Annotated in this window: 17 protein-coding genes; 11 read left to right on the top strand and 6 right to left on the bottom strand. The window is 65.7% G+C overall.

Annotation, left to right across the window (positions count from 1 at the left end; translation table 11 throughout):
* The first annotated feature begins 274 nt into the window (after nucleotides 1-274).
* On the top strand, nucleotides 275-3,205 hold the full coding sequence (locus ACWKSV_RS08865) for an L-glutamate gamma-semialdehyde dehydrogenase (RefSeq protein ID WP_083706795.1): 2,931 nt from the start codon (nucleotides 275-277) through the stop codon (nucleotides 3,203-3,205).
* Between the two features lie 109 nt (nucleotides 3,206-3,314).
* Here ACWKSV_RS08865 and ACWKSV_RS08860 read toward each other — a convergent pair whose 3' ends face one another.
* Together ACWKSV_RS08860 and ACWKSV_RS08855 are read right to left on the bottom strand one after the other, a co-directional pair.
* Nucleotides 3,315-4,484, bottom strand: a complete 1,170-nt coding sequence (locus ACWKSV_RS08860) for a mechanosensitive ion channel family protein (RefSeq protein ID WP_076717100.1) — start codon at nucleotides 4,482-4,484, stop codon at nucleotides 3,315-3,317.
* 24 nt (nucleotides 4,485-4,508) lie between these two features.
* The gene (locus tag ACWKSV_RS08855) at nucleotides 4,509-5,510 is read right to left on the bottom strand and encodes a DNA topoisomerase IB (protein ID WP_191864550.1); all 1,002 of its coding nucleotides are present in this window, start codon (nucleotides 5,508-5,510) and stop codon (nucleotides 4,509-4,511) included.
* Between the two features lie 122 nt (nucleotides 5,511-5,632).
* On the opposite strand from ACWKSV_RS08855, the gene ACWKSV_RS08850 reads away from it, so the two are divergent.
* Complete coding sequence (locus ACWKSV_RS08850) at nucleotides 5,633-6,205, top strand: type 1 glutamine amidotransferase domain-containing protein (RefSeq protein WP_056434627.1); 573 nt, start codon at nucleotides 5,633-5,635, stop codon at nucleotides 6,203-6,205.
* A 265-nt stretch (nucleotides 6,206-6,470) separates the two neighbouring features.
* Nucleotides 6,471-7,367 carry a right-handed parallel beta-helix repeat-containing protein gene (locus tag ACWKSV_RS08845; RefSeq protein WP_483666788.1) on the top strand — a complete coding sequence of 299 codons (897 nt, stop codon included), beginning with the start codon at nucleotides 6,471-6,473 and terminating at the stop codon, nucleotides 7,365-7,367.
* Nucleotides 7,368-7,646: 279 nt separating this feature from the next.
* Here the strand turns inward: ACWKSV_RS08845 and ACWKSV_RS08840 are convergent, their stop codons facing one another.
* From ACWKSV_RS08840 to ACWKSV_RS08830, 3 genes are all read right to left on the bottom strand, one after another.
* Entirely contained in the window at nucleotides 7,647-8,453 is an 807-nt protein-coding gene (locus ACWKSV_RS08840) for a VCBS domain-containing protein (RefSeq protein WP_076717097.1), read from the bottom strand.
* Between the two features lie 248 nt (nucleotides 8,454-8,701).
* A complete protein-coding gene (locus tag ACWKSV_RS08835; protein WP_076717095.1) occupies nucleotides 8,702-10,069 on the bottom strand; it encodes a putative O-glycosylation ligase, exosortase A system-associated in 1,368 nt (455 codons plus the stop codon).
* Nucleotides 10,062-10,223 carry a hypothetical protein gene (locus tag ACWKSV_RS08830; RefSeq protein ID WP_172839683.1) on the bottom strand — a complete coding sequence of 54 codons (162 nt, stop codon included), beginning with the start codon at nucleotides 10,221-10,223 and terminating at the stop codon, nucleotides 10,062-10,064. The genes ACWKSV_RS08835 and ACWKSV_RS08830 overlap by 8 nt, the downstream gene beginning before the upstream one ends.
* Nucleotides 10,224-10,320: 97 nt before the next feature.
* Between ACWKSV_RS08830 and ACWKSV_RS08825 the strand changes: the two genes are divergently transcribed.
* Together ACWKSV_RS08825 and ACWKSV_RS08820 are read left to right on the top strand one after the other, a co-directional pair.
* Complete coding sequence (locus ACWKSV_RS08825) at nucleotides 10,321-11,523, top strand: TIGR04063 family PEP-CTERM/XrtA system glycosyltransferase (RefSeq protein ID WP_076717093.1); 1,203 nt, start codon at nucleotides 10,321-10,323, stop codon at nucleotides 11,521-11,523.
* Nucleotides 11,524-11,527: 4 nt separating this feature from the next.
* Nucleotides 11,528-12,208: a hypothetical protein gene (locus tag ACWKSV_RS08820; protein ID WP_156884311.1), complete on the top strand. Its 681-nt coding sequence runs from the start codon at nucleotides 11,528-11,530 to the stop codon at nucleotides 12,206-12,208.
* 242 nt (nucleotides 12,209-12,450) lie between these two features.
* On the opposite strand, the gene acnA is transcribed toward ACWKSV_RS08820, so the two are convergent.
* Nucleotides 12,451-15,138 (bottom strand): aconitate hydratase AcnA, encoded by a 2,688-nt coding sequence (gene acnA, locus ACWKSV_RS08815; RefSeq protein ID WP_076717091.1) that lies wholly within the window; start codon nucleotides 15,136-15,138, stop codon nucleotides 12,451-12,453.
* 392 nt (nucleotides 15,139-15,530) lie between these two features.
* On the opposite strand from acnA, the gene ACWKSV_RS08810 reads away from it, so the two are divergent.
* The 6 genes from ACWKSV_RS08810 (at nucleotide 15,531) to ACWKSV_RS08785 (ending at nucleotide 18,289) form a co-directional block, all read left to right on the top strand.
* On the top strand, nucleotides 15,531-15,731 hold the full coding sequence (locus ACWKSV_RS08810; RefSeq protein ID WP_056434373.1) for a hypothetical protein: 201 nt from the start codon (nucleotides 15,531-15,533) through the stop codon (nucleotides 15,729-15,731).
* Between the two features lie 152 nt (nucleotides 15,732-15,883).
* Nucleotides 15,884-16,444 (top strand): helix-turn-helix domain-containing protein, encoded by a 561-nt coding sequence (locus ACWKSV_RS08805; RefSeq protein WP_056434371.1) that lies wholly within the window; start codon nucleotides 15,884-15,886, stop codon nucleotides 16,442-16,444.
* Between the two features lie 52 nt (nucleotides 16,445-16,496).
* Nucleotides 16,497-16,844, top strand: coding sequence for a hypothetical protein (locus ACWKSV_RS08800; RefSeq protein ID WP_056434369.1), 348 nt, complete (start codon nucleotides 16,497-16,499; stop codon nucleotides 16,842-16,844).
* Between the two features lie 52 nt (nucleotides 16,845-16,896).
* The gene (locus tag ACWKSV_RS08795) at nucleotides 16,897-17,355 is read left to right on the top strand and encodes a hypothetical protein (RefSeq protein ID WP_076717089.1); all 459 of its coding nucleotides are present in this window, start codon (nucleotides 16,897-16,899) and stop codon (nucleotides 17,353-17,355) included.
* Nucleotides 17,352-17,810 carry a hypothetical protein gene (locus tag ACWKSV_RS08790; RefSeq protein WP_076717087.1) on the top strand — a complete coding sequence of 153 codons (459 nt, stop codon included), beginning with the start codon at nucleotides 17,352-17,354 and terminating at the stop codon, nucleotides 17,808-17,810. Before ACWKSV_RS08795 ends, ACWKSV_RS08790 begins: the two co-directional genes overlap by 4 nt.
* Before the next feature lie 110 nt (nucleotides 17,811-17,920).
* Complete coding sequence (locus tag ACWKSV_RS08785) at nucleotides 17,921-18,289, top strand: phasin family protein (RefSeq protein WP_056434363.1); 369 nt, start codon at nucleotides 17,921-17,923, stop codon at nucleotides 18,287-18,289.
* Nucleotides 18,290-18,317: the final 28 nt, after the last annotated feature.

The following is an 18,317-nucleotide window of genomic DNA, read 5'->3' as shown; positions in this document are numbered from 1 at the left end:
GCCCCGGCCGTAGCAGCGACCGGGGCTCTACAGAAAGGCGGATGTCCTCGCCTGCGAGTCATATACGCCAACGACGTCAAAATTTCAATTCTGATGGCAGTCGCGAAGCGCGCTTCATCTCGTATCAAACGATACCCAATCCCCATATTTCCCGCTAAGCGCTGGTCCATCACAGCATAGCCATGCGACCCGCCAAGCGCTCAGCCGCATGCCGGGCCGCCCGACCGGACGAAGACCTATGACCTCTGCCGTTACCGCCGATGCGCGCAAGACCATGAAATCGCTGTATCGTGCGCCCGAACCCGATGTCCTGAAGCCGCTGCTCGACCGCGCCGCCGCGACGCCGGAGATGCGCGAGCGGATCATGGGCCATGCCTCGGGCCTGCTCGCCGACCTGCGTGCCGCGCAGAATCGCGGCTGGGTAAACCAGTTCCTCCAGGAATATCGCCTCAACTCGTCCGAGGGCGTGGCGCTGCTGAGTCTCGCCGAGGCGTTCCTGCGCGTGCCCGATCCCGAGACCGCCGACCTGTTGATCGCCGACAAGCTGGGCGAGGCGGACTGGCGCGCGCATACCGGGCGGTCGGCGTCGAAGCTGGTCAACTCCGCCACCTGGGGCCTGGTCGTCGGCCGCGCGCTGGTCGGTGAGGGCGAGGCGGGGCCGCTGAAGCGCTTGCTGTCGCGCGCGGGCGAGCCGTTCGTGCGTCAGGCGGTCGGCGCCGCGATGCGGATGATGGGCGAGATTTTCGTGATGGGCCGCACCATCGAGGAAGCGATGCGCCGCATGAAGAAGCCCGAGAACAAGGGGTTCACTGCCAGCTTCGACATGCTGGGCGAGGCGGCGCGGACGCATGAGGATGCCGAGCGTTATTTCCAGGCCTATGTGAAGGCGATCGACGCGGTGGGGTCGGACCCGGCGGCGGGCCATTCGATCTCGGTCAAGCTGTCGGCGCTCCACCCGCGCTACGAACTGCCGCGCGCCTATGAGTGCGTCCCCGCGCTCACCGACATGCTGGCGCAGCTGGCGCGGCAGGCGGCGGACAAGGGCATTGCCCTCACTGTCGATGCCGAAGAGTCCGAGCGGCTGGAGATGAGCTTGGACATCATCGGCGGCGTCGCGGCGCTCCCGGCGCTCAAGGGCTGGGACGGGTTCGGCATGGCGGTGCAGGCTTATGGCAAGCGTGCGCGCGCGGTCATCGGCTGGGCCAACGGCCTCGATCGGGTCATGAACGTACGGCTGGTCAAGGGCGCGTATTGGGACAGCGAGATCAAGCGCACCCAGGTCGAGGGGCTGGCCGACTATCCGCTCTTCACCCGCAAGGCGGCGACTGACGTCTCCTATCTGGCGGTCGCCAAGGACATGCTGGCGGCCGAGAATATCCGCCCCGCCTTTGCCAGCCACAATGCGCTGACCGTCGCGACCATTCTCGAATGGGCGGGCAACAGCCACGACTTCGAGTTCCAGCGGCTGCACGGCATGGGCGACGGTCTGTACGAGCGGCTGGTGCGCGAACATGGTCACAAGTGCCGCATCTATGCGCCGGTCGGCGGGCATCGCGACCTGCTGGCCTATCTGGTCCGCCGCTTGCTGGAGAATGGCGCGAATTCCAGCTTCGTGCACCAGCTCGCCGATGCGCGGCTGACCGAGGCGGAGATCCTGGCCGACCCGGTCGCCAAGATTGCGGCCGTCGGCGGCGCGCGTCACCCGAGCATCCCGCTGCCCATCGACCTGTTCGCGCCGGGCCATCGCAACTCGACTGGCATCGACCTGAGCGACATCGCAACGCTGGACGCCACGATGAAGGCGGTCAACGCCCCTGCCGTGACGCCGGTCGCCGCCACCGCCGATGTCGCATCGCTGGTATCGCGCGCCCATGCGGCCTTCCCGACCTGGAACGCGACGCCGCTCGATACCCGCGCGAGCGTGCTGGAGAAGCTGGCCGATCTGCTGGAACAGGATCGCGAACGGCTGATGGCGATCCTGGTGCAGGAGGCGTTCAAGACGATCCCCGACGCGATCGGCGAGGTTCGCGAGGCCGCCGATTTCTGTCGTTACTATGCGCAGCAGGCGCGGGCGCGGCTCGGTTCGGTCGAGCTGCCCGGGCCGACGGGTGAGCGCAACACGCTGCACCTGGAAGGGCGCGGGGTCTGGGCGACGGTCGCGCCGTGGAACTTCCCGCTGGCGATCTTCCTGGGCCAGACGGTGGCGGCGCTCGTCACCGGCAACACCGTGGTCGCCAAGCCCGCGCCGCAGACGCCCGCCATCGCACAGGCCGCCGTTGAGCTGGCCTACCGTGCGGGCGTGCCGCGCGACGCGCTGCTGCTCGCGGTCGGTGGGCCGGATGTGGGCCAGACGCTGACCGAGGATCATCGCATCGCGGGCGTCGCCTTCACCGGCTCGACCGCCACCGCCAAGCGTATCGCGCGGACGCTGGTAGCGGACGACGATCGCCCGATCGTGCCGCTGATCGCCGAGACCGGCGGTATCAACGCGATGATCGTCGACTCGACCGCGCTGCCCGAGCAGGTGGTGGCGGACGTCATCACCTCGTCCTTCCGCTCGGCGGGGCAGCGTTGCTCGGCGTTGCGGCTGTTGCTGGTGCAGGCGGATGTCGCCGACAATGTCATCGAAATGCTCAAGGGCGCGATGGAGACGCTGGTGCTCGGCGCGACCGGCAATCCGGCGACCGATGTCGGTCCGGTTATCGACCAGGCCGCCTATGACAAGCTGATGGCGTACCGCGCGGCGATGGTGACGCAGACGATCAAGACGCTCGATGCGCCCGCCGAAGGCCTGTTCGTCCCGCCGACGCTGATCCGGCTCGACCGGGTCGAGGACCTGACCCAGGAATGGTTCGGACCGATCCTGCACGTCGCGACCTGGGAAGCGGGCACGCTGTCCGAGACGATCGCAAAGGTGAACGCCAAGGGTTACGGCCTGACCATGGGCCTGCACAGCCGCATCGCCCGCGCTGGTGAGGTGATCGAGGCGGAAGCAGCAGTCGGCAACCTGTACATCAACCGCTCGATGATCGGCGCGGTGGTCGGCAGCCAGCCTTTCGGCGGCGAGGGCCTGTCGGGCACCGGGCCGAAGGCGGGCGGGCCGCATTACCTGTACCGCTTCTGCGCGGAGCGGGCGGTGTCGGTCGACACGACCTCCGCAGGCGGCAACGCCACGCTGTTGTCGCTGGACGAAGGCGGGATTTGAGTGCCACCACACCCTCACCCTTCCGGCGCTTCGCGCCTCCCTCCCTCTCCCAATGGGAGAGGGAAGGGGCCCGCCCGCGATAGCGGGTGGGAAGGGTGAGGGTGTTCGTTCAAGCCCGGTGCACCTCGACCGGCTGGACCTGGGGATAGGGCATCACCAGCGTCCCGTCCGGCGCGGCGGTATAGGTCGTCTGGGTCGGGTAGGGGATCACGATCCCCTCTGCCGCGAACCGCTTCATCAGCGTCACCAGCACCCGGTTGCGCAGGTCGTGCGCGGTGGCCCAGTCGTCGCCGGGCACGTCGAACTGCAGGGCGAAGTCCAGGCTCGACGCGCCGAAATTCTCGAACCCGGCGCGGGCGACCTTGCCGCCTTCGCCTTCGACGATCTCGGTCAGCAGGGCCGGGATGCGCGCCAGCGTCTCGGGCGGGGTTTCATAGGCGACGCCGATCATGAACGACAGGCGGACATGGTCGCGCACGGTCGTGTTCTGGATTTCCTTGTCGAGCAGCTGGCGGTTGGAAATGATGCGCAGTTCGCCGGTGAAGGCGCGGATGCGGGTCGACTTCAGGCCGATCGACTCGATCACGCCATTGGTACTGTCATAGCTGATCTTGTCACCGCGCCGGAACGGCCGGTCGAAGATGATGGCGAGCGCGGCGAACAGATCGCCGAAGATCCCCTGCGCGGCCAGACCGATGGCGATACCGCCGACGCCCAGACCCGCGACCAGGCCGGTGACGTTGACGCCCAGATTGTCGAGCACCACGACCAGCGCGATGGCGAACAGCACCACCGTCACGAGGAGGCGGATCAGCCCCATCGCCGACAACAACGCCTCGCCCGAATAATGTTCGGACTGGGTACGATGCTCGATCGTGCCGAGGATCAGTTCGCGCGCCCAGATCGCGGCCTGGAACACGCTGGCAACGGTGAACAGGAAGCTGATCGTCTTGGCGACCTCTCCCGGCGCGCCAGAATAGCCCGCGACGAGTTGCGCGGCGAGCGTGACGATGAAGAACATGTTGGTCCGCGCGATCGCATGGCCCAGGATCACGCCCCAGCCACCGGCGAAACCGGGGCGGCTGCACAATTTGTCGCCCAGCTTGCGCACCCAGAGCAGCGCCAGCACGATGACCGCGCCGATGCCGATCGCGATCAGCACCTTCAGCCAATAATCCTGTACCCAGTTATAGGTCGCGTCGAGAATGCCCTCGACCTGATCGGGTATGCGTGAGCCGTCGAAGATCGGCGCCTTGGGCGAGGTATTGCTCGTCGCCATGGGGACTCCTGAAATGATGGGCGGTCAGGCCGCCTTGCTGGCCGGGGTTCCGGCTTCGAGAAACGCGATCAGCCCGCATTCGACGCGGGACAGCCCGGCACGGGCGCGTGGCAGGCGGAGCGACTGGCGGAACGCAGCCTGCCCCTCCTTCACCAGCGCGATCAGCGAGGGGTGGACATAGGATTTGCGCGCGATGGCGGGGGTGTTGCCGAGCTTTTCGACCACCGGCTCCAGCATCGCCTTCAGGCTGAGGTCCGCTTCGGCCAGCGCCAGTGCCTCGAACGCGGCGACGCTGGCGGCCCAGGTGCGGAAATGCTTGGCGGTGAAGTCGCAGCCGGTCGCCTCGCGGATATAGGCGTTCACGTCCGACGAGGTGACGGGATTTGCCTCGCCCTCTTCATCGACCCAGGCGAACAAATGCTGTTCGTCCAGATCCTGGCACCGCTTGACGAAGCTGGCGAGCGACCGATCGGTCAGGGTCATGTCGCGCATCTTGCCCGACTTGCCGCGATAGCGCAGCCGCAGCGTGGTGCCCTTCACCTGGCCATGGCGCTTGCGTAGCGTCGTCGCGCCGAAACTCTTGTTGGTGGCGGCATAGGCTTCGTTGCCGACGCGGATATGGCCGTTGTCGAGCAGCCGGATGACGGCGGCGACCGCGCGTTCCTTGCACAGCCCGCGCTTCTTCAAATCCGCCTCCACGCGCTTGCGGAGTGTGGGGAGGGCGTGGCCGAAGGCGGCGCAGCGTTCATATTTGGCCGCTTCCTGCGCCTCGCGGAAATCGGGGTGGTAGCGATATTGCTTGCGGCCTTTCTCGTCCCAGCCGATCGCCTGGATATGGCCATTGGCGCGCGGGCAGAACCAGGCATCCTGATAGGCGGGGGGCAGGCCGATGCGGTTCAGCCGGTCGATTTCGTCGCGATCGGTGATGCGTTCGCCCTTCGGGCTCCAATAGGCCCATTTGCCGCGAACCTTGGTCCGGGTGATGCCGGGTTTGCTGTCATCGCAATAGACTAGACGGGTGGCCATCGCTCTCTCTCGGGTCATCTCTGCAAATGCGCCGCCGGTCGCTTCGTTCCGGAACGGCCGATGCGGTCGCGGGTTCTGGTGCTGGCTCCCCCAAGCCATTTCCCCGACAGGAGTTTTCCATCATGGCCGATCTTTCCCAGGCACGCGTCCTGATGCTCGCCGCCGACGGTTTCGAGACCGTCGAGCTGTTCAAGCCCCGCCAGGCGCTGGAGGAAGCGGGCGCGAAGGTGACGCTCGCCTCGCTCAAGTCCGATCCGATCCAGGGCATGGAAGGCGATATCAACAAGGCCGAAACCGCGACGCCGGACCTGACCGTCGATGAGGTCGATACCGATGATTACGATGCGCTGGTCATCCCGGGCGGCACCTGCAACCCCGACAAGCTGCGTCTCAACGAGCGCGCGGTCGAGATCGTCACCGAATTCATGGAAGACGACAAGATCGTTGCCGCCATCTGCCACGGCCCCTGGCTGCTGGCCGAGGCGGACGTGATCGATGGGCGTCGCCTGACCAGCTATCCCTCGATCCGCACCGACCTGTCCAATGCGGGCGCGGACGTGGTGGACGAGGAGGTCGTGGTCGACGGCAACCTGATCACCAGCCGCAAGCCCGACGACATCCCCGCCTTCAACCAGGCGATCCTGACCGCGCTGGAGGAAGAACTGGCCGACGAGGACGAAACCGAAGAGGCATAAATCCCAATTCTCCCCAAGCTATGCTTGGGGAGGGGGGCCATCGCGTCAGCGATGGTGGAGGGGCAAGATGGACCGGCCATGCCCCTCCACCACGCCCTGCGGTCGCGGTCCCCCGCCCCGAGCAAGCTCAGGGAGGAATGGGATCGTGTTCCCTTCGCGGGACGATCACGGGCGTCGCATCCTGTTCCCATGCGTGGCAGGATGCGGCGCCCGTTCGCTTTTTCAGGATGACCCCATGCGTCTGGTTCCGCTCCTAATCCTCGGTATGACGTCGGTGGCCGCGCTTGCGCAGGGCGGCGGGCAGCCCTTCATGGTCGGCGGGCGCGGCTTCGCCACGTTGCAAGCAGCGGTCACGGCGATCGGCGATGGTGAGGGCACGATCCGCATCGCGCCGGGCACCTACCGCGAATGCGCGATCCAGGGGGCGGGGCGGATCAGCTATGTCGCGACCGAACCGGGCAAGGTGATCTTCACCCGCATCGCCTGCGAGGGGAAGGCGGCGCTGGTCCTGCGCGGGCGTGGTGCTTCGGTGCAGGGCATCGTCTTCAGCCATATCGAGGTCGGCGACGGCAATGGCGCGGGCATCCGCATCGAAAAGGGGCCGCTGGCCGTCAGCAACGCGATGTTCCTCGACAGCCAGTCGGGCATCCTGTCGGCCCAGGACCCCAATGGCACCGTCACCGTCGACCACTCGACCTTTTCCGGCTTGGGCAACGACCCGACCGGCAACGGCGCGCACGGCATCTATATGGGCCGCTACAAGTCCCTACGCGTCACCGCCTGCCGCTTCGAGCACGGGCAGGGAGGCCATTACGTCAAGAGCCGGGCGCCTTATGTCGAGGTGCTCGACAGCAGCTTCGACGACAGCAAGGGTCACTCGACCAATTATATGATCGACCTGTCCAACGGCGCGAAGGGGCGGATCGCGGGGAACGAGTTCGTCTTCGGCCGCGACAAGGACAATCACTCGACGCTGATCACCGTCGCGCCGGAGGGAGCCAAGAACGACTCGTCGGGCTTGGTGATCGAGAACAACCGCGCCCGCCTGGCCCCCGGCGTCGATTTTAAGCCGGTCTTCGTCGGCAACTGGTCGGGCGAGCCGCTGGTAATCCGGGGCAATATCCTGGGCGCCGGCATCACGCCGATTGCTCGGCGGTTCTAGGGCGGATCGACGTTATATCGAGTCAATGTGAGCCCCTCCCCTTCAGGGGAGGGGTTGGGGTGGGGCCTTTCCACGAACGCCGCGCTTGCGGAAGAGCCCCACCCCCGGCCCCTCCCCTGAAGGGGGGGCATTTCAAGTCATCGCAGTCTAAGGCAGATCGACATCCAAATACGCCCCTTTCCGCGCCCCCGCCCCGGGAGAGGATAGCGATGAGGACCATCGACCCGCCCGGTCTCCTCGCGGGCCTGTCGCAAACGTGTCGCCACAGGCCCGACAGTGTCAAATCAGCAGGTGGATGTCGTCGAACAACAAGGTCGGCATCCCGTCGAATTCACCCTCCACGACATTCGGAATATAATAGGAGACGCGGTCGATCTTGCCCATTTCCGCAAGCGAGACATGCTGTTGGTCCGAGATGGTGGTCGCATCGAGATTGACCGTCTTGGAGCCCACCAGTCTGCCGTCGCGATATCCCTGAAATACGACAACTGCCGTGACGGGCGAGGAATTGCCGGTTGCGACCGTCATGTCGGTCAGCACGAAGTCGGTGCCCGTGCTCGAGAAGAATCCGAGGCCCCATGGGTCGGCTTGCCAGTGCCCGTTGCCGTTTTCGCTGCCGAACATCATCTGGTCGCCGTCATATGTGGTGCCGAACGACAGGATGTCGAGCGTCGGGTTCTTGTCGAAGGTGTAGACGGTTTCGCGGACCTGGCTCGTCTTGCCGACATTGATGTCCATGGTGAGATAGGCGAAGTCGGTCTTCCCCTTCTTGTCGCTGATCTTGTAGGGAATATTCTCGGTCAGGACCGTGCCGCCGGCCGTGGCGGTCTTGACGCTTTCATTCAGTGCATAAGTAAAGCTGCCATCGGCCTTGATCCGGAATGTGCCATATCTTCCCGCTACTTCGGTTGTCCCGGAATCGGTCAGGCTGACGCGGCTGCCGCCGAAGAAGCGAAGCGCTTTTTCCCCATTATCACCTTCGCGATCATTATTCAGGATGTTGCCTGACATGACATCGGTCGACGAAAATCTGTAAAAGTCATCCTTTGCGAACAAGCCATAGCCGTACAGATTGTCGTGAACCAAGTTTACCTCCCCTGTTAACCATCATGACGATACGGTCATTTCTGGGCCGGTCAATCGGCAAGGGGAATAGAGTCCGACTTCGACGCCATGGATTGATCCGAAAAACGGAAAGTTGCCCCAAGGGCAGGGCGGACATGAAGGCATGTCCACATCAATCATGTCGGATATGGATGCATCCCCGGTCCGGCGGTCGGCGAACCTAGGGGGGGATCTGGCTTCGTTTGTCGCTCTTCTCGGGGGAAATCGGATTATGCTGCCGCTGAAGGTCGGCCAGGCATGAGACGACCGGGCACCTGCTTCACCCGCGCCTCGCGGGACTTGCGGGTCAGATAGGTATCCAGCCCGATCTGCGCGGCGATCAGTTGATAGAGGAAGGGGTTGTACGCGATCCCGACAAAGGCCGCGCCGAGCAGATAGATCATATGCCCGTGCTGGAGCGCGCCCGCCAGCTCGCCGCCCCAGTGCAGCGGGTCGTCGGCGCTGCGATAACGCCGCCGCAACGCCTCCATCCGCAACAGCCCCGCGATGTTGATGCCCAGCCACAGGAACAGCCCCGGCCAGCCCTGTTCGCCCAGCATCTCGAAATAGCTGGAGTGATAGGCGCGGGCGCGGTCGGTCGTGACCTTTCGCTGGACCTTGCTGTCATGCGCGGAACCCTCGACGACGGTCAGGTCGTAGCGGAAGCTGTTCTGAAGATAGGCGTCGAACCCGCCGCCGAACGGGTTGGAGGCGGCATAGCCCAGGGTCCATTTCCACACCGCCAGCCGGGTCGAGGCGGACTCGTCCCCCTGATAGCTGCGGATCGTGTTCATCCGCTCGGTATAGGAAGAGGGGAGCAGCGGCACGACCGCCATGCCCGCCACCGCCAGCATGCCGATATAGAGCAGCCGCCGCTTCACATCGCGCAGCATCAGGATGGCGAGCAGCCCGATACAGAGCAGCCCCGTCCGCGCCGAGGTGCCGACCGGGATGAGCAGGCAGGCGAAGATCAGCCCGATCCCGAACGCCCGTACCCGCAGGTCGGGCGGATAGACCGTGCCGTAGCGCATGAACCACAGGATGATCGGGATGACCGCGATCGCGGCGGTCGAGATGATGCTGCCCTCGTACAGCCCGGCATTGTTGCTGACCATCAGGTTCAGCTCGCCATAGCCGCCGCCAGAAAACAGCGTCTTGATGCCCCCGACGATCACGATCGACGCGACCGACAGCATCATGAACAGCAGCAGCGCCTCGATCCTGAGCCGGGTGCGCAGGGTCAGCGGCAGGAAGACGGCAAAGGCCAGCGCCTTCCACACCCAGTCCCATTTCTCCTTCGCCTCGGTGGGGAAGTCGGCGCCGAAAAAGGTGGTGAGGGCGCAATAGGCCAGCAGCAGCAGGATCGCCCCCTGCCGCACGGTGAACCGGCTGTCGCGCTTGTCGTCGAACATAGCCCAGCCGCCCACCGCCGCGATCACCGCCATCAACGAGATGGGCACGGTGTTGAGCAGATAATAGGTCAGCCGCTGCGGCGAGACGATGTCGATATAGATATAGGCCAGCACCATCAGGAACGGCCGCCGCAGCCCCAGTGCAAAGAGGCTGAACAGAAATCCGATCAGGAACAGGTCACGCATCGTCGAGACGCCGCTTGGCCATGGGCTTCCGGCCATTTCTGCTCGCGGCGGGGCCGGTATCGCCCTCCTGGTCCAGGTCGCGCCGTCCGACCAGCCGCCATGCCGCGATCAGCATCAGGCCATGGGTCAGGAGAAGGGCAAAGCTGTCGATCATCGCCCGTTTCCTCAAACCCTTAACGCTACTTCCGGGACCTGCTTATAAACCGGCGGTTGACGCGGCGTTAAGGGCTGGCATGACAGGTCGTAAGCTGATGCGTATCCTGCATATCCTAGACCATGGGCTGCCGCTGCAAAGTGGCTATACCTTTCGCACCCGTGCCATTCTGAAGGCGCAGGAGGGGGCGGGGCACGACGTCGCGGCGGTGACGGGCGTTCGGCAGGGGGCGGGGGACGCCGCCGTCGAGACGCTCGACGGCCTGACCTTCTATCGCACGCCGGGTGCGATGCGCGGGGGGCTGGTGGGCGAGGCCGCCGGACTGGCCGCGCATGTCCGGGCGATCGACCGGGCGGTGGAGGCCTTCCAGCCCGACATTCTTCACGCCCATTCGCCCGTCCTCGACGCGCTGGCCGGACTGGCTGTCGCGCGGCGGCGGCGATTGCCGCTGGTCTATGAGATTCGCGCCTTTTGGGAGGATGCCGCGGTCGGCAACGGCACCGGCACGGCCGGAAGCGCCCGCTACCGCGTGACCCGCGCGCTGGAAAGCTGGGCCTGTCGGCGCGCCGATGCGATTGCGGTGATCTGCGAAGGCTTGCGCGGCGACCTGGTCGCGCGGGGGCTGCCGCGGGACAAGATCATCGTTTCGCCCAATGGCGTCGATCTGGGGCTGTTCGGCCAGCCGCTCGCCCGCGATGAGGCGCTGGCCGAGGAACTGGGACTGGCCGATGCCGAGGTGATCGGCTTCATCGGCAGCTTCTATGATTATGAAGGGCTGGACGACCTGATCGCCGCCATGCCGCGACTCGTGGCCGCACGACCCAAGGCGCGGCTGCTGCTGGTCGGCGGCGGGCCGATGGAGGCGGCGCTGCGGGCGCAGGCGGACCGTTCGCCCGTGGCGGCGGCGATCCGCTTCGTCGGACGGGTGCCGCACCAGCAGGTCGAGCGTTATTACAGCATGGTCGATATCCTGGCCTATCCGCGCAAGAAGATGCGGCTGACCGATCTCGTCACGCCGCTGAAACCGTTGGAGGCCATGGCGCAGGGCAAGCTGGTCGCCGCATCCGATGTCGGGGGGCATCGCGAGCTGATCGAGGATGGGCGGACGGGTACGTTGTTCGCGCCCGACGATCCGGCGGCGATCGCCGATGCGCTGGCCGCCCTGCTGGCCGATCGCGGCGGCTGGGACGCGCGGCGCGCGGCGGGCCGGGCGTTCGTCGAAAGGGAACGCAATTGGGCGTCGAATATCCGGCGTTACGAACCTGTTTACCAACGATTGTTAGACGGGGCGAAGACGTAAGATCATGACCTTCACCGCCATGCCCCCTCAACGACGCTTCGGACCTGCCTGGATCGGCGGGGCCGTCGGACTGTTCGCGATCCTGCTCGTCATGATCGTGCCCGACTGGCGGCTCGAGTCGCTGGTCTCGAGCCTGAGCCTCGGCGATATCCTGTCCGCCGCCCGGCCCCCGCTGGGCATGAAGGCGCGGATGCTGCTCGCGCTGGTCGCGGGGCTGGGGGCGGGGGCGGTGACCTGGGCGGTCGTCTATCTGCTCTGGGGACCGGGCGGTCTGCTCGCGCGCCGTGCCAAGCCGGTGCGCGACGACGATGACGAGGATTATGTGCCCGCCGTACGCCGTTCCGACCGCCACCCGGACGCACCGCCGCGCCGTCCGCTGAACGCCGCCGAACTGGGCGCTCCGCCGCCGCCGCTCGAGGAGGACATTGTCGAGCGGACGCTGCCCGCCGATCTGGACCAGCCGCTTTCGGCCTATGATCCGGAGGCGATCCTGTCGACACCGCGCGAGCCCATGCGCCAGGCTCCGGCCGAACCCATGCCGATCCCGCCGATGCGCGAGCCCGCGCCGGAGGAACGGGGTGCCGCCCTGCCGCTGCCCGATCGACAGGATGAATCGATCGAGACGATGCTCGACCGGCTGGAGCGTGAGACGGCCCTTCGCAAGGCGCAGCAGCGCAAGATTTGACGGGAGGGGGCTTGCCCCTCCACCACCGCTTGCGGCGGTCCCCCTCCCCAAGCATAGCTTGGGGAGGATTTGGTGCATCCTTATTCCTCCCCTTGCGAAGCACGGGGAGGGGGACCGCCCGGCGCAGCCGGGTGGTGGAGGGGCAAGCCATTATCCATAAAAAAGGCCCGCCCGGATTGCTCCGGACGGGCCTTTTTTCGTAACCGCGAAGGCGGACCTTTCGGCCCGCCCCCATGGGCGACTTACGCCGCCAGGTTGCGCAGCACGTATTGCAGGATGCCGCCGTTCAGGAAATATTCCAGCTCGTTGACGGTATCGATGCGGCACTTGGTCAGGAAGGTCTCGGTCGAGCCGTCCTTGCGGGCCAGGATCACTTCGACATCCTGACGCGGGCGCAGGCCTGCGACGTTCTGGATGGTGAAGCTCTCGGAGCCGTCCAGCTTCAGCGTCTCGCGGGTCACGCCCTCAGCGAACTGAAGCGGCAGGACGCCCATGCCGACCAGGTTCGAACGGTGGATACGCTCGAAGCTCTCGGTGATGACCGCCCGCACGCCGAGCAGGTTGGTGCCCTTCGCCGCCCAGTCGCGCGACGAACCCGTGCCATATTCCTTGCCCGCGATGATGACGAGCGGCGTGCCGTCCGCCTTGTGACGCATGGCGGCATCATAGATCGGCATCACTTCGCCGTCATACTGGGTCATGCCGCCTTCGACGCCGGGCACCATCTCGTTCTTGATGCGGATGTTGGCGAAGGTGCCGCGCATCATCACGTCATGGTTGCCGCGACGCGCGCCATAGGAGTTGAAGTCCTTCTTGGCGACCTGATGCTCCTGCAGGAAGGTGCCTGCGGGGCTGTCGGCCTTGATCGAACCGGCCGGGCTGATGTGGTCGGTGGTGATCGAGTCGCCCAGGATGGCGAGCGGCTTGGCCTCGATGATGTCGGTGACGGGCTTCGGCGTCATCTCCATGCCCTCGAAATAGGGCGGGTTGGCGACATAGGTCGAGCCGGTCGGCCAAGCATAGGTATCCGAGCCGGTCACTTCGATCGCCGACCACTTGGCGTCGCCCGCATAGACGTTGCCGTAGCGCGAGCGGAACATCTCGTCGTCGATGTTCGCATCCATCAGGCTGCGGACTTCGTCGTTCGAGGGCCAGATGTCCTTGAGGTAGACGTCCTGGCCTTCCTTGCCCTGGCCGATCGGCGTCTCACGCATGTCCTGCGTGACCGTGCCCTTCAGCGCATAGGCGACGACGAGCGGCGGCGAGGCGAGGAAGTTGGCGCGCACGTCGGGCGACACGCGGCCCTCGAAGTTGCGGTTGCCCGACAGGACCGAGGCCGCGACGATGTCGTTCCCGTTAATCGCCTTCGAGATCGGCTCGGCGAGCGGACCCGAATTGCCGATGCAGGTGGTGCAACCATAGCCGACCAGGTTGAAGCCGATCGCGTCGAGATCCGCGGTCAGGCCCGCCTTGTCGAGGTAATCGGTGACGACCTGCGAACCGGGGGCGAGCGAGGTCTTGACCCAGGGCTTGGGCTTCAGGCCCAGCGCGTTCGCCTTGCGGGCGACCAGGCCGGCGGCGACCAGCACGCTCGGGTTCGAGGTGTTGGTGCAGCTGGTGATCGCGGCGATCACGACGTCGCCGTCGCCGATGTCATGGCCACGGTCATCGACCGAGACGCGCGCGGGGGCGTCCTTCTTGTACACCTTGGCGAGGTCGGCGTTGAACACGTCGTCGACTTCGGTGAGGACGACCTTGTCCTGCGGACGCTTCGGACCCGCCAGCGACGGCACGACCGTCGACATGTCGAGTTCCAGCGTGTCGGTGAAGACGGGGTCGGCGGCATCGTCATGACGCCAGAAACCGTTCGCCTTGGCATAGGCCTCGACCAGGGCGACATTGTCGTCCGAACGCGCGGTCAGGCGCATATAGTCGAGCGTCTTGTCGTCGATCGGGAAGAAGCCGCAGGTCGCGCCGTACTCGGGCGCCATGTTGGCGATCGTCGCACGGTCGGCGAGCGTCATCGACGACAGGCCGGGGCCGTAGAACTCGACGAAGCGGCCGACCACGCCCTTGGCGCGCAGCATCTGGGTGATGGTCAGCACCAGGTCGGTGGCGGTGATGCCTTCCTGAAGCTTGCCGGTCAGCTTGAAGCCGACGACTTCGGGGATCAGCATCGACACGGGCTGGCCCAGCATCGCGGCTTCCGCCTCGATCCCGCCGACGCCCCAGCCGAGCACGCCCAGGCCGTTGATCATCGTGGTGTGGCTGTCGGTGCCGACCAGCGTGTCCGGATAGGCGATCGTCGCGCCGCCCTTGGCATGCTCGCCGCTCTCGGTCGAGGACCAGATGGCCTGGCCGATATATTCCAGGTTCACCTGGTGGCAGATGCCGGTGCCCGGCGGAACGACCGAAAAATTGTCGAGCGCCTTGGAGCCCCACTTCAGGAACTCATAGCGTTCCATGTTGCGCTGATATTCGAGGTCGACATTGTCCTCGAACGCCTGCGGCGTGCCGAACTCGTCGACCATGACCGAGTGGTCGATGACGAGGTGGACGGGGACCTGCGGATTGATCTTGGCCGCGTCGCCGCCCAGCTTGGTGATCGCGTCGCGCATCGCGGCGAGGTCGACCACGCAAGGTACGCCGGTGAAGTCCTGCATCAACACGCGGGCCGGGCGATACTGGATCTCGCGGTCCGAACGCTGGGTCTTCTGCCAGTCGACGATCGCCTGGATATCCTCGCGCGTGACGGTCTTGCCGTCCTCGAAGCGCAGCAGGTTCTCCAGCAGCACCTTCATCGAGAAGGGCAGGCGGCTGATGTCGCCGAGCTGCTCGGAAGCCTTGGCGAGGCTGTAATAATCATAGCTCTTGCCGTCGACGTCGAGGGTCGAGCGGGTGTTCAGGCTGTCCTGGCCTATCGCAGTCATGGGCGTCCCTTCATGGTCGAGCCGGGCACGCCCAGTGGGACACGGCAGCATGCAGCCGCGAGCAGGCGCGCCGGGGAAATCTCCGGTTGACGCCAGCGGCCTTAGCAAGGGGTTGCCCGACAGGGAAGGGTGCAGCGCAGTGAAAGCCATTCGCAACTTCGGCCTGTAGCGAACCGCGTCCTGGCCCGGCACGGCCCGCGGCGGACGACTGGTCGCAAGCGTGAAAATGCGTGGAACAGCCATGGTCGATAGCGGGTTCAGATGGTCATGGATGGAGTTCGGACAATGCGTGCCCTGAAGAATGATCGGTCGATCACCTTATATGGTCCTGCGGGACGCACGGGATCGGCCGATGGGCATGCGTTCGCCGTTCAGTGCCGGCGGTGGCGGAAATGACCGGGAACCCGCCGCGCAAGGATGTCCGCCGCCCCGATCCGATCGTCGCCGTCGGCCTGCTGACCCAGCGCGATCTGGACGTTCTGGGGTCGGGATTTCGCCGGTCTTTTCCGGTCGAGGAGGACACGGCCTTTGACGACCTGCTTCAGGCGCTCGATTCGATCGAGGCGATTCATGTGCCGCATCGGAAGGACTGACCGACCTGGAATAAGCGCCAAGAGCGATTAACCTTGATTATTAATGGTTCATCTCCCCCGCATCGGAGACGGAACCGCTTGGCGAGCCCCCGTCCGTCCGGCTAGGGCAGCGTCATGGCTGGACCGATTATCCGGCGCGACCGGAAAATGAGATGACGCCCGAACGCTTCGCCCTGCTCACCCGCCGCCACCGCGAATGTCTTCGCGGGGTCAAGGCGCTCAAGGGCTCGAAGGAAATCGCCACCGAACTCGGCTTGGGAAAGTCGACCGTCGACAGCTATCTGGCCGAGGCGGTGCGGTTGCTCGGCGCGCGCAATCGGCGCGAGGCGGCGATGGCGCTGGACGAATATGAGGCCCAGGCAGACGCCCAGTCGAATGACCAAGCTATTGAAGAACAAGAAGAAGCTACCCCGCATAAAATCATACCCGATTTTACGGGGCTAGTTCCCGAACCGCCGACCATGCCACTTCCGATGGCACCGGATGGGAGTACGGTCGGTGGGGCGGTGCAGGACGGCCATGTCCACGCATCGCCCCGCTTGTCCCTTCCCGTCCGGCGGCAAGGGCAGACACGCAACGATATGAGCATGGCCGAAAGGCTGCTCTGGGTTCCCACGATCGCCGTCGCACTCGCCATCGGCTTCGGCATGCTGGCGACGGGACTCGATGTGATGACCCGGGTGATCGGACGTTTGACGCATCTTGCCGGATGACCATCCTCCATGTCGCCCAGGGGCGCATGGACCAGATCAGGGGGCACAGGCGATGACGACGGAACATGAAGCGGCTCTTCAGGTGACCCAGCTCCTGTGGAAGCTGGAAAACGAACTCGACACGGCGTTCGCCACGGCGGGCGAACTGGCGATGGCGCTGCCCCGTGCGCGCGCCGAGGCGCGGCTGTCGGCGGTGGTCGGCCAGCACGCCTTCGAAATGCTGGGCCAGGCGATGATGGCCATCGGCCAGGCCCGGGGCCATGCGGTTCAGAGCCACCGGATTCTGGAAAAGGTCGGCCAGACCATCGGCTTCGATGCGGACGAATATGGCGACAACCGTCCCAAGCCGCCCCAGACGACCGGCATCGTCGAGGCCCTGCCGTTGCGCGCGGCCGCCTGATCCCGGCGCGGCGCGGCGTGTCCTTCTCCCATCCTGGCCAGCGGGGCACGCCGTGACGCACATCTATGTCTTCAACATCCTTCAGGCGCTGGTCTGCCTCTATGCGCTGACGCTGGGCGGCTGGCCGGAGCGGGCGACGGCGGTCATCCTGCTTTGCGCCTCGGTGGCGACCATCGTGCTGCCCTTCGATCCCTCCACAAGTTTCCGCAGCGTCGAGACGCTGGAACTCGTCATCGACGTGGCACTGATGGGCGGATTGATGGCGGTCGCGTTGCTCGCCAATCGATTCTGGCCGCTCTGGCTGGCCGCGCTGCATCTGCTGGCGGTCGGGATTCATGGGGTCAAGGGGTTCGACACCGCGCTGATGCCGTGGATGTATGCCCAGGCGGGCGGCAAGCTGGCCTATCCCATGCTCGTATTGCTGGCGGCCGGGGTGCTGCGGCACCGGATCAGGCTGGCGCGATACGGCACGGACCCCGACTGGTCGCTGCCTTGGCGTGGTATCCGATGAATAGTGATTTGCGACTGCTGCACTGGCCCGCCGAGGACCGGGCGAGCTTCGGGCGCTTCACCGCCGTGATGGCGGATGTGCAGGCGCGCATCCAGGCCATTTCCGGCGAGGCGAGCGGCGTTCCGGTGCCGCGCCCGCCGCGCGTGCCGACGCCGCGCGAATGCGCCGCGATGATCCTGAAGCACCGCCACGATGTCCGCGTGATCGCCGGGGGCGATGCCGATATGTTCGGCGATCCGGCATGGGAGATCGCGCTCGCCGTCTTTCACGCCGAAGGGCAGGAGAATGACGCCGCGCTACTGGAAATGGCGGGGCTGTCGCCGAGCGGTCAGGTCGGCGAACGCTGGATCAAGCTGCTGCTGGCGCGCGGGTGGGTCGAGCGGCACGACGACGGCCATCTGCACGCGACCGAGAAGATGGTCACCATCTTGAACGGCTATTTTACGCGCCTTTGAGCCGCGGTCGGGCCGATCGTGAACTTTCATGTCACGGCGGAAACGCCGTGCAACTCCTGAACCCTCTGCGGGTTCAACCGACACGGGCATAACCACAGGAGAAGACGGACATGGCCGAGGATATCGGAACGGGCGGCGGCGCGGGTGCGATCGGTGGCGATATGGGCGCGGGCGCCTTCACCGACCGGATGAAGGGTGCGGGCGAGGCGATGCAGGCGACGGGTCAGAAGATGGCCGAGGGCGGCTCGCAGGTCACGCTCAAGATGCTCGAACAGGCCGAGACGAACACGCGCGAGGCCTTCGCCGCGATGCGCTCGGCGGCGTCGGCCAAGGATCTTGGCGATGTGATGCGCATCCAGACCGAGTTCCTCCGCGAGCAGGGCAACCGCTCCATGTCGCAGGCGCGTGAGATTGGCGAGATGATCGTCCAGTTCGGTCGCGACGCGGTCGGCGCGGCGCGCGGGCCGAAGCAGGACTGAAGCGCAAACCCTCACCCTTCCAGGTAAG

Source organism: Sphingomonas sp. SphC10 (assembly GCF_057004845.1).
The sequence above is the reverse complement of the archived record's forward strand: the minus strand, read 5'-3'. Positions and strand labels throughout refer to the sequence as shown.

Bases quoted from the DNA above. Each gene is read 5' to 3' on its own strand.
- ACWKSV_RS08830 (WP_172839683.1), bottom strand. From the start codon at position 10,223: ATGATCGACAGCTTTGCCCTTCTCCTGACCCATGGCCTGATGCTGATC.
- ACWKSV_RS08790 (WP_076717087.1), top strand. From the start codon at position 17,352: ATGAATAGTGATTTGCGACTGCTGCACTGGCCCGCCGAGGACCGGGCG.
- ACWKSV_RS08800 (WP_056434369.1), top strand. From the start codon at position 16,497: ATGACGACGGAACATGAAGCGGCTCTTCAGGTGACCCAGCTCCTGTGG.
- acnA (WP_076717091.1), bottom strand. From the start codon at position 15,138: ATGACTGCGATAGGCCAGGACAGCCTGAACACCCGCTCGACCCTCGAC.
- ACWKSV_RS08785 (WP_056434363.1), top strand. From the start codon at position 17,921: ATGGCCGAGGATATCGGAACGGGCGGCGGCGCGGGTGCGATCGGTGGC.
- ACWKSV_RS08805 (WP_056434371.1), top strand. From the start codon at position 15,884: ATGACGCCCGAACGCTTCGCCCTGCTCACCCGCCGCCACCGCGAATGT.
- ACWKSV_RS08825 (WP_076717093.1), top strand. From the start codon at position 10,321: ATGCGTATCCTGCATATCCTAGACCATGGGCTGCCGCTGCAAAGTGGC.
- ACWKSV_RS08850 (WP_056434627.1), top strand. From the start codon at position 5,633: ATGGCCGATCTTTCCCAGGCACGCGTCCTGATGCTCGCCGCCGACGGT.
- ACWKSV_RS08845 (WP_483666788.1), top strand. From the start codon at position 6,471: ATGACGTCGGTGGCCGCGCTTGCGCAGGGCGGCGGGCAGCCCTTCATG.
- ACWKSV_RS08860 (WP_076717100.1), bottom strand. From the start codon at position 4,484: ATGGCGACGAGCAATACCTCGCCCAAGGCGCCGATCTTCGACGGCTCA.
- ACWKSV_RS08835 (WP_076717095.1), bottom strand. From the start codon at position 10,069: ATGCGTGACCTGTTCCTGATCGGATTTCTGTTCAGCCTCTTTGCACTG.
- ACWKSV_RS08820 (WP_156884311.1), top strand. From the start codon at position 11,528: ATGACCTTCACCGCCATGCCCCCTCAACGACGCTTCGGACCTGCCTGG.
- ACWKSV_RS08855 (WP_191864550.1), bottom strand. From the start codon at position 5,510: ATGGCCACCCGTCTAGTCTATTGCGATGACAGCAAACCCGGCATCACC.
- ACWKSV_RS08865 (WP_083706795.1), top strand. From the start codon at position 275: ATGAAATCGCTGTATCGTGCGCCCGAACCCGATGTCCTGAAGCCGCTG.
- ACWKSV_RS08810 (WP_056434373.1), top strand. From the start codon at position 15,531: ATGACCGGGAACCCGCCGCGCAAGGATGTCCGCCGCCCCGATCCGATC.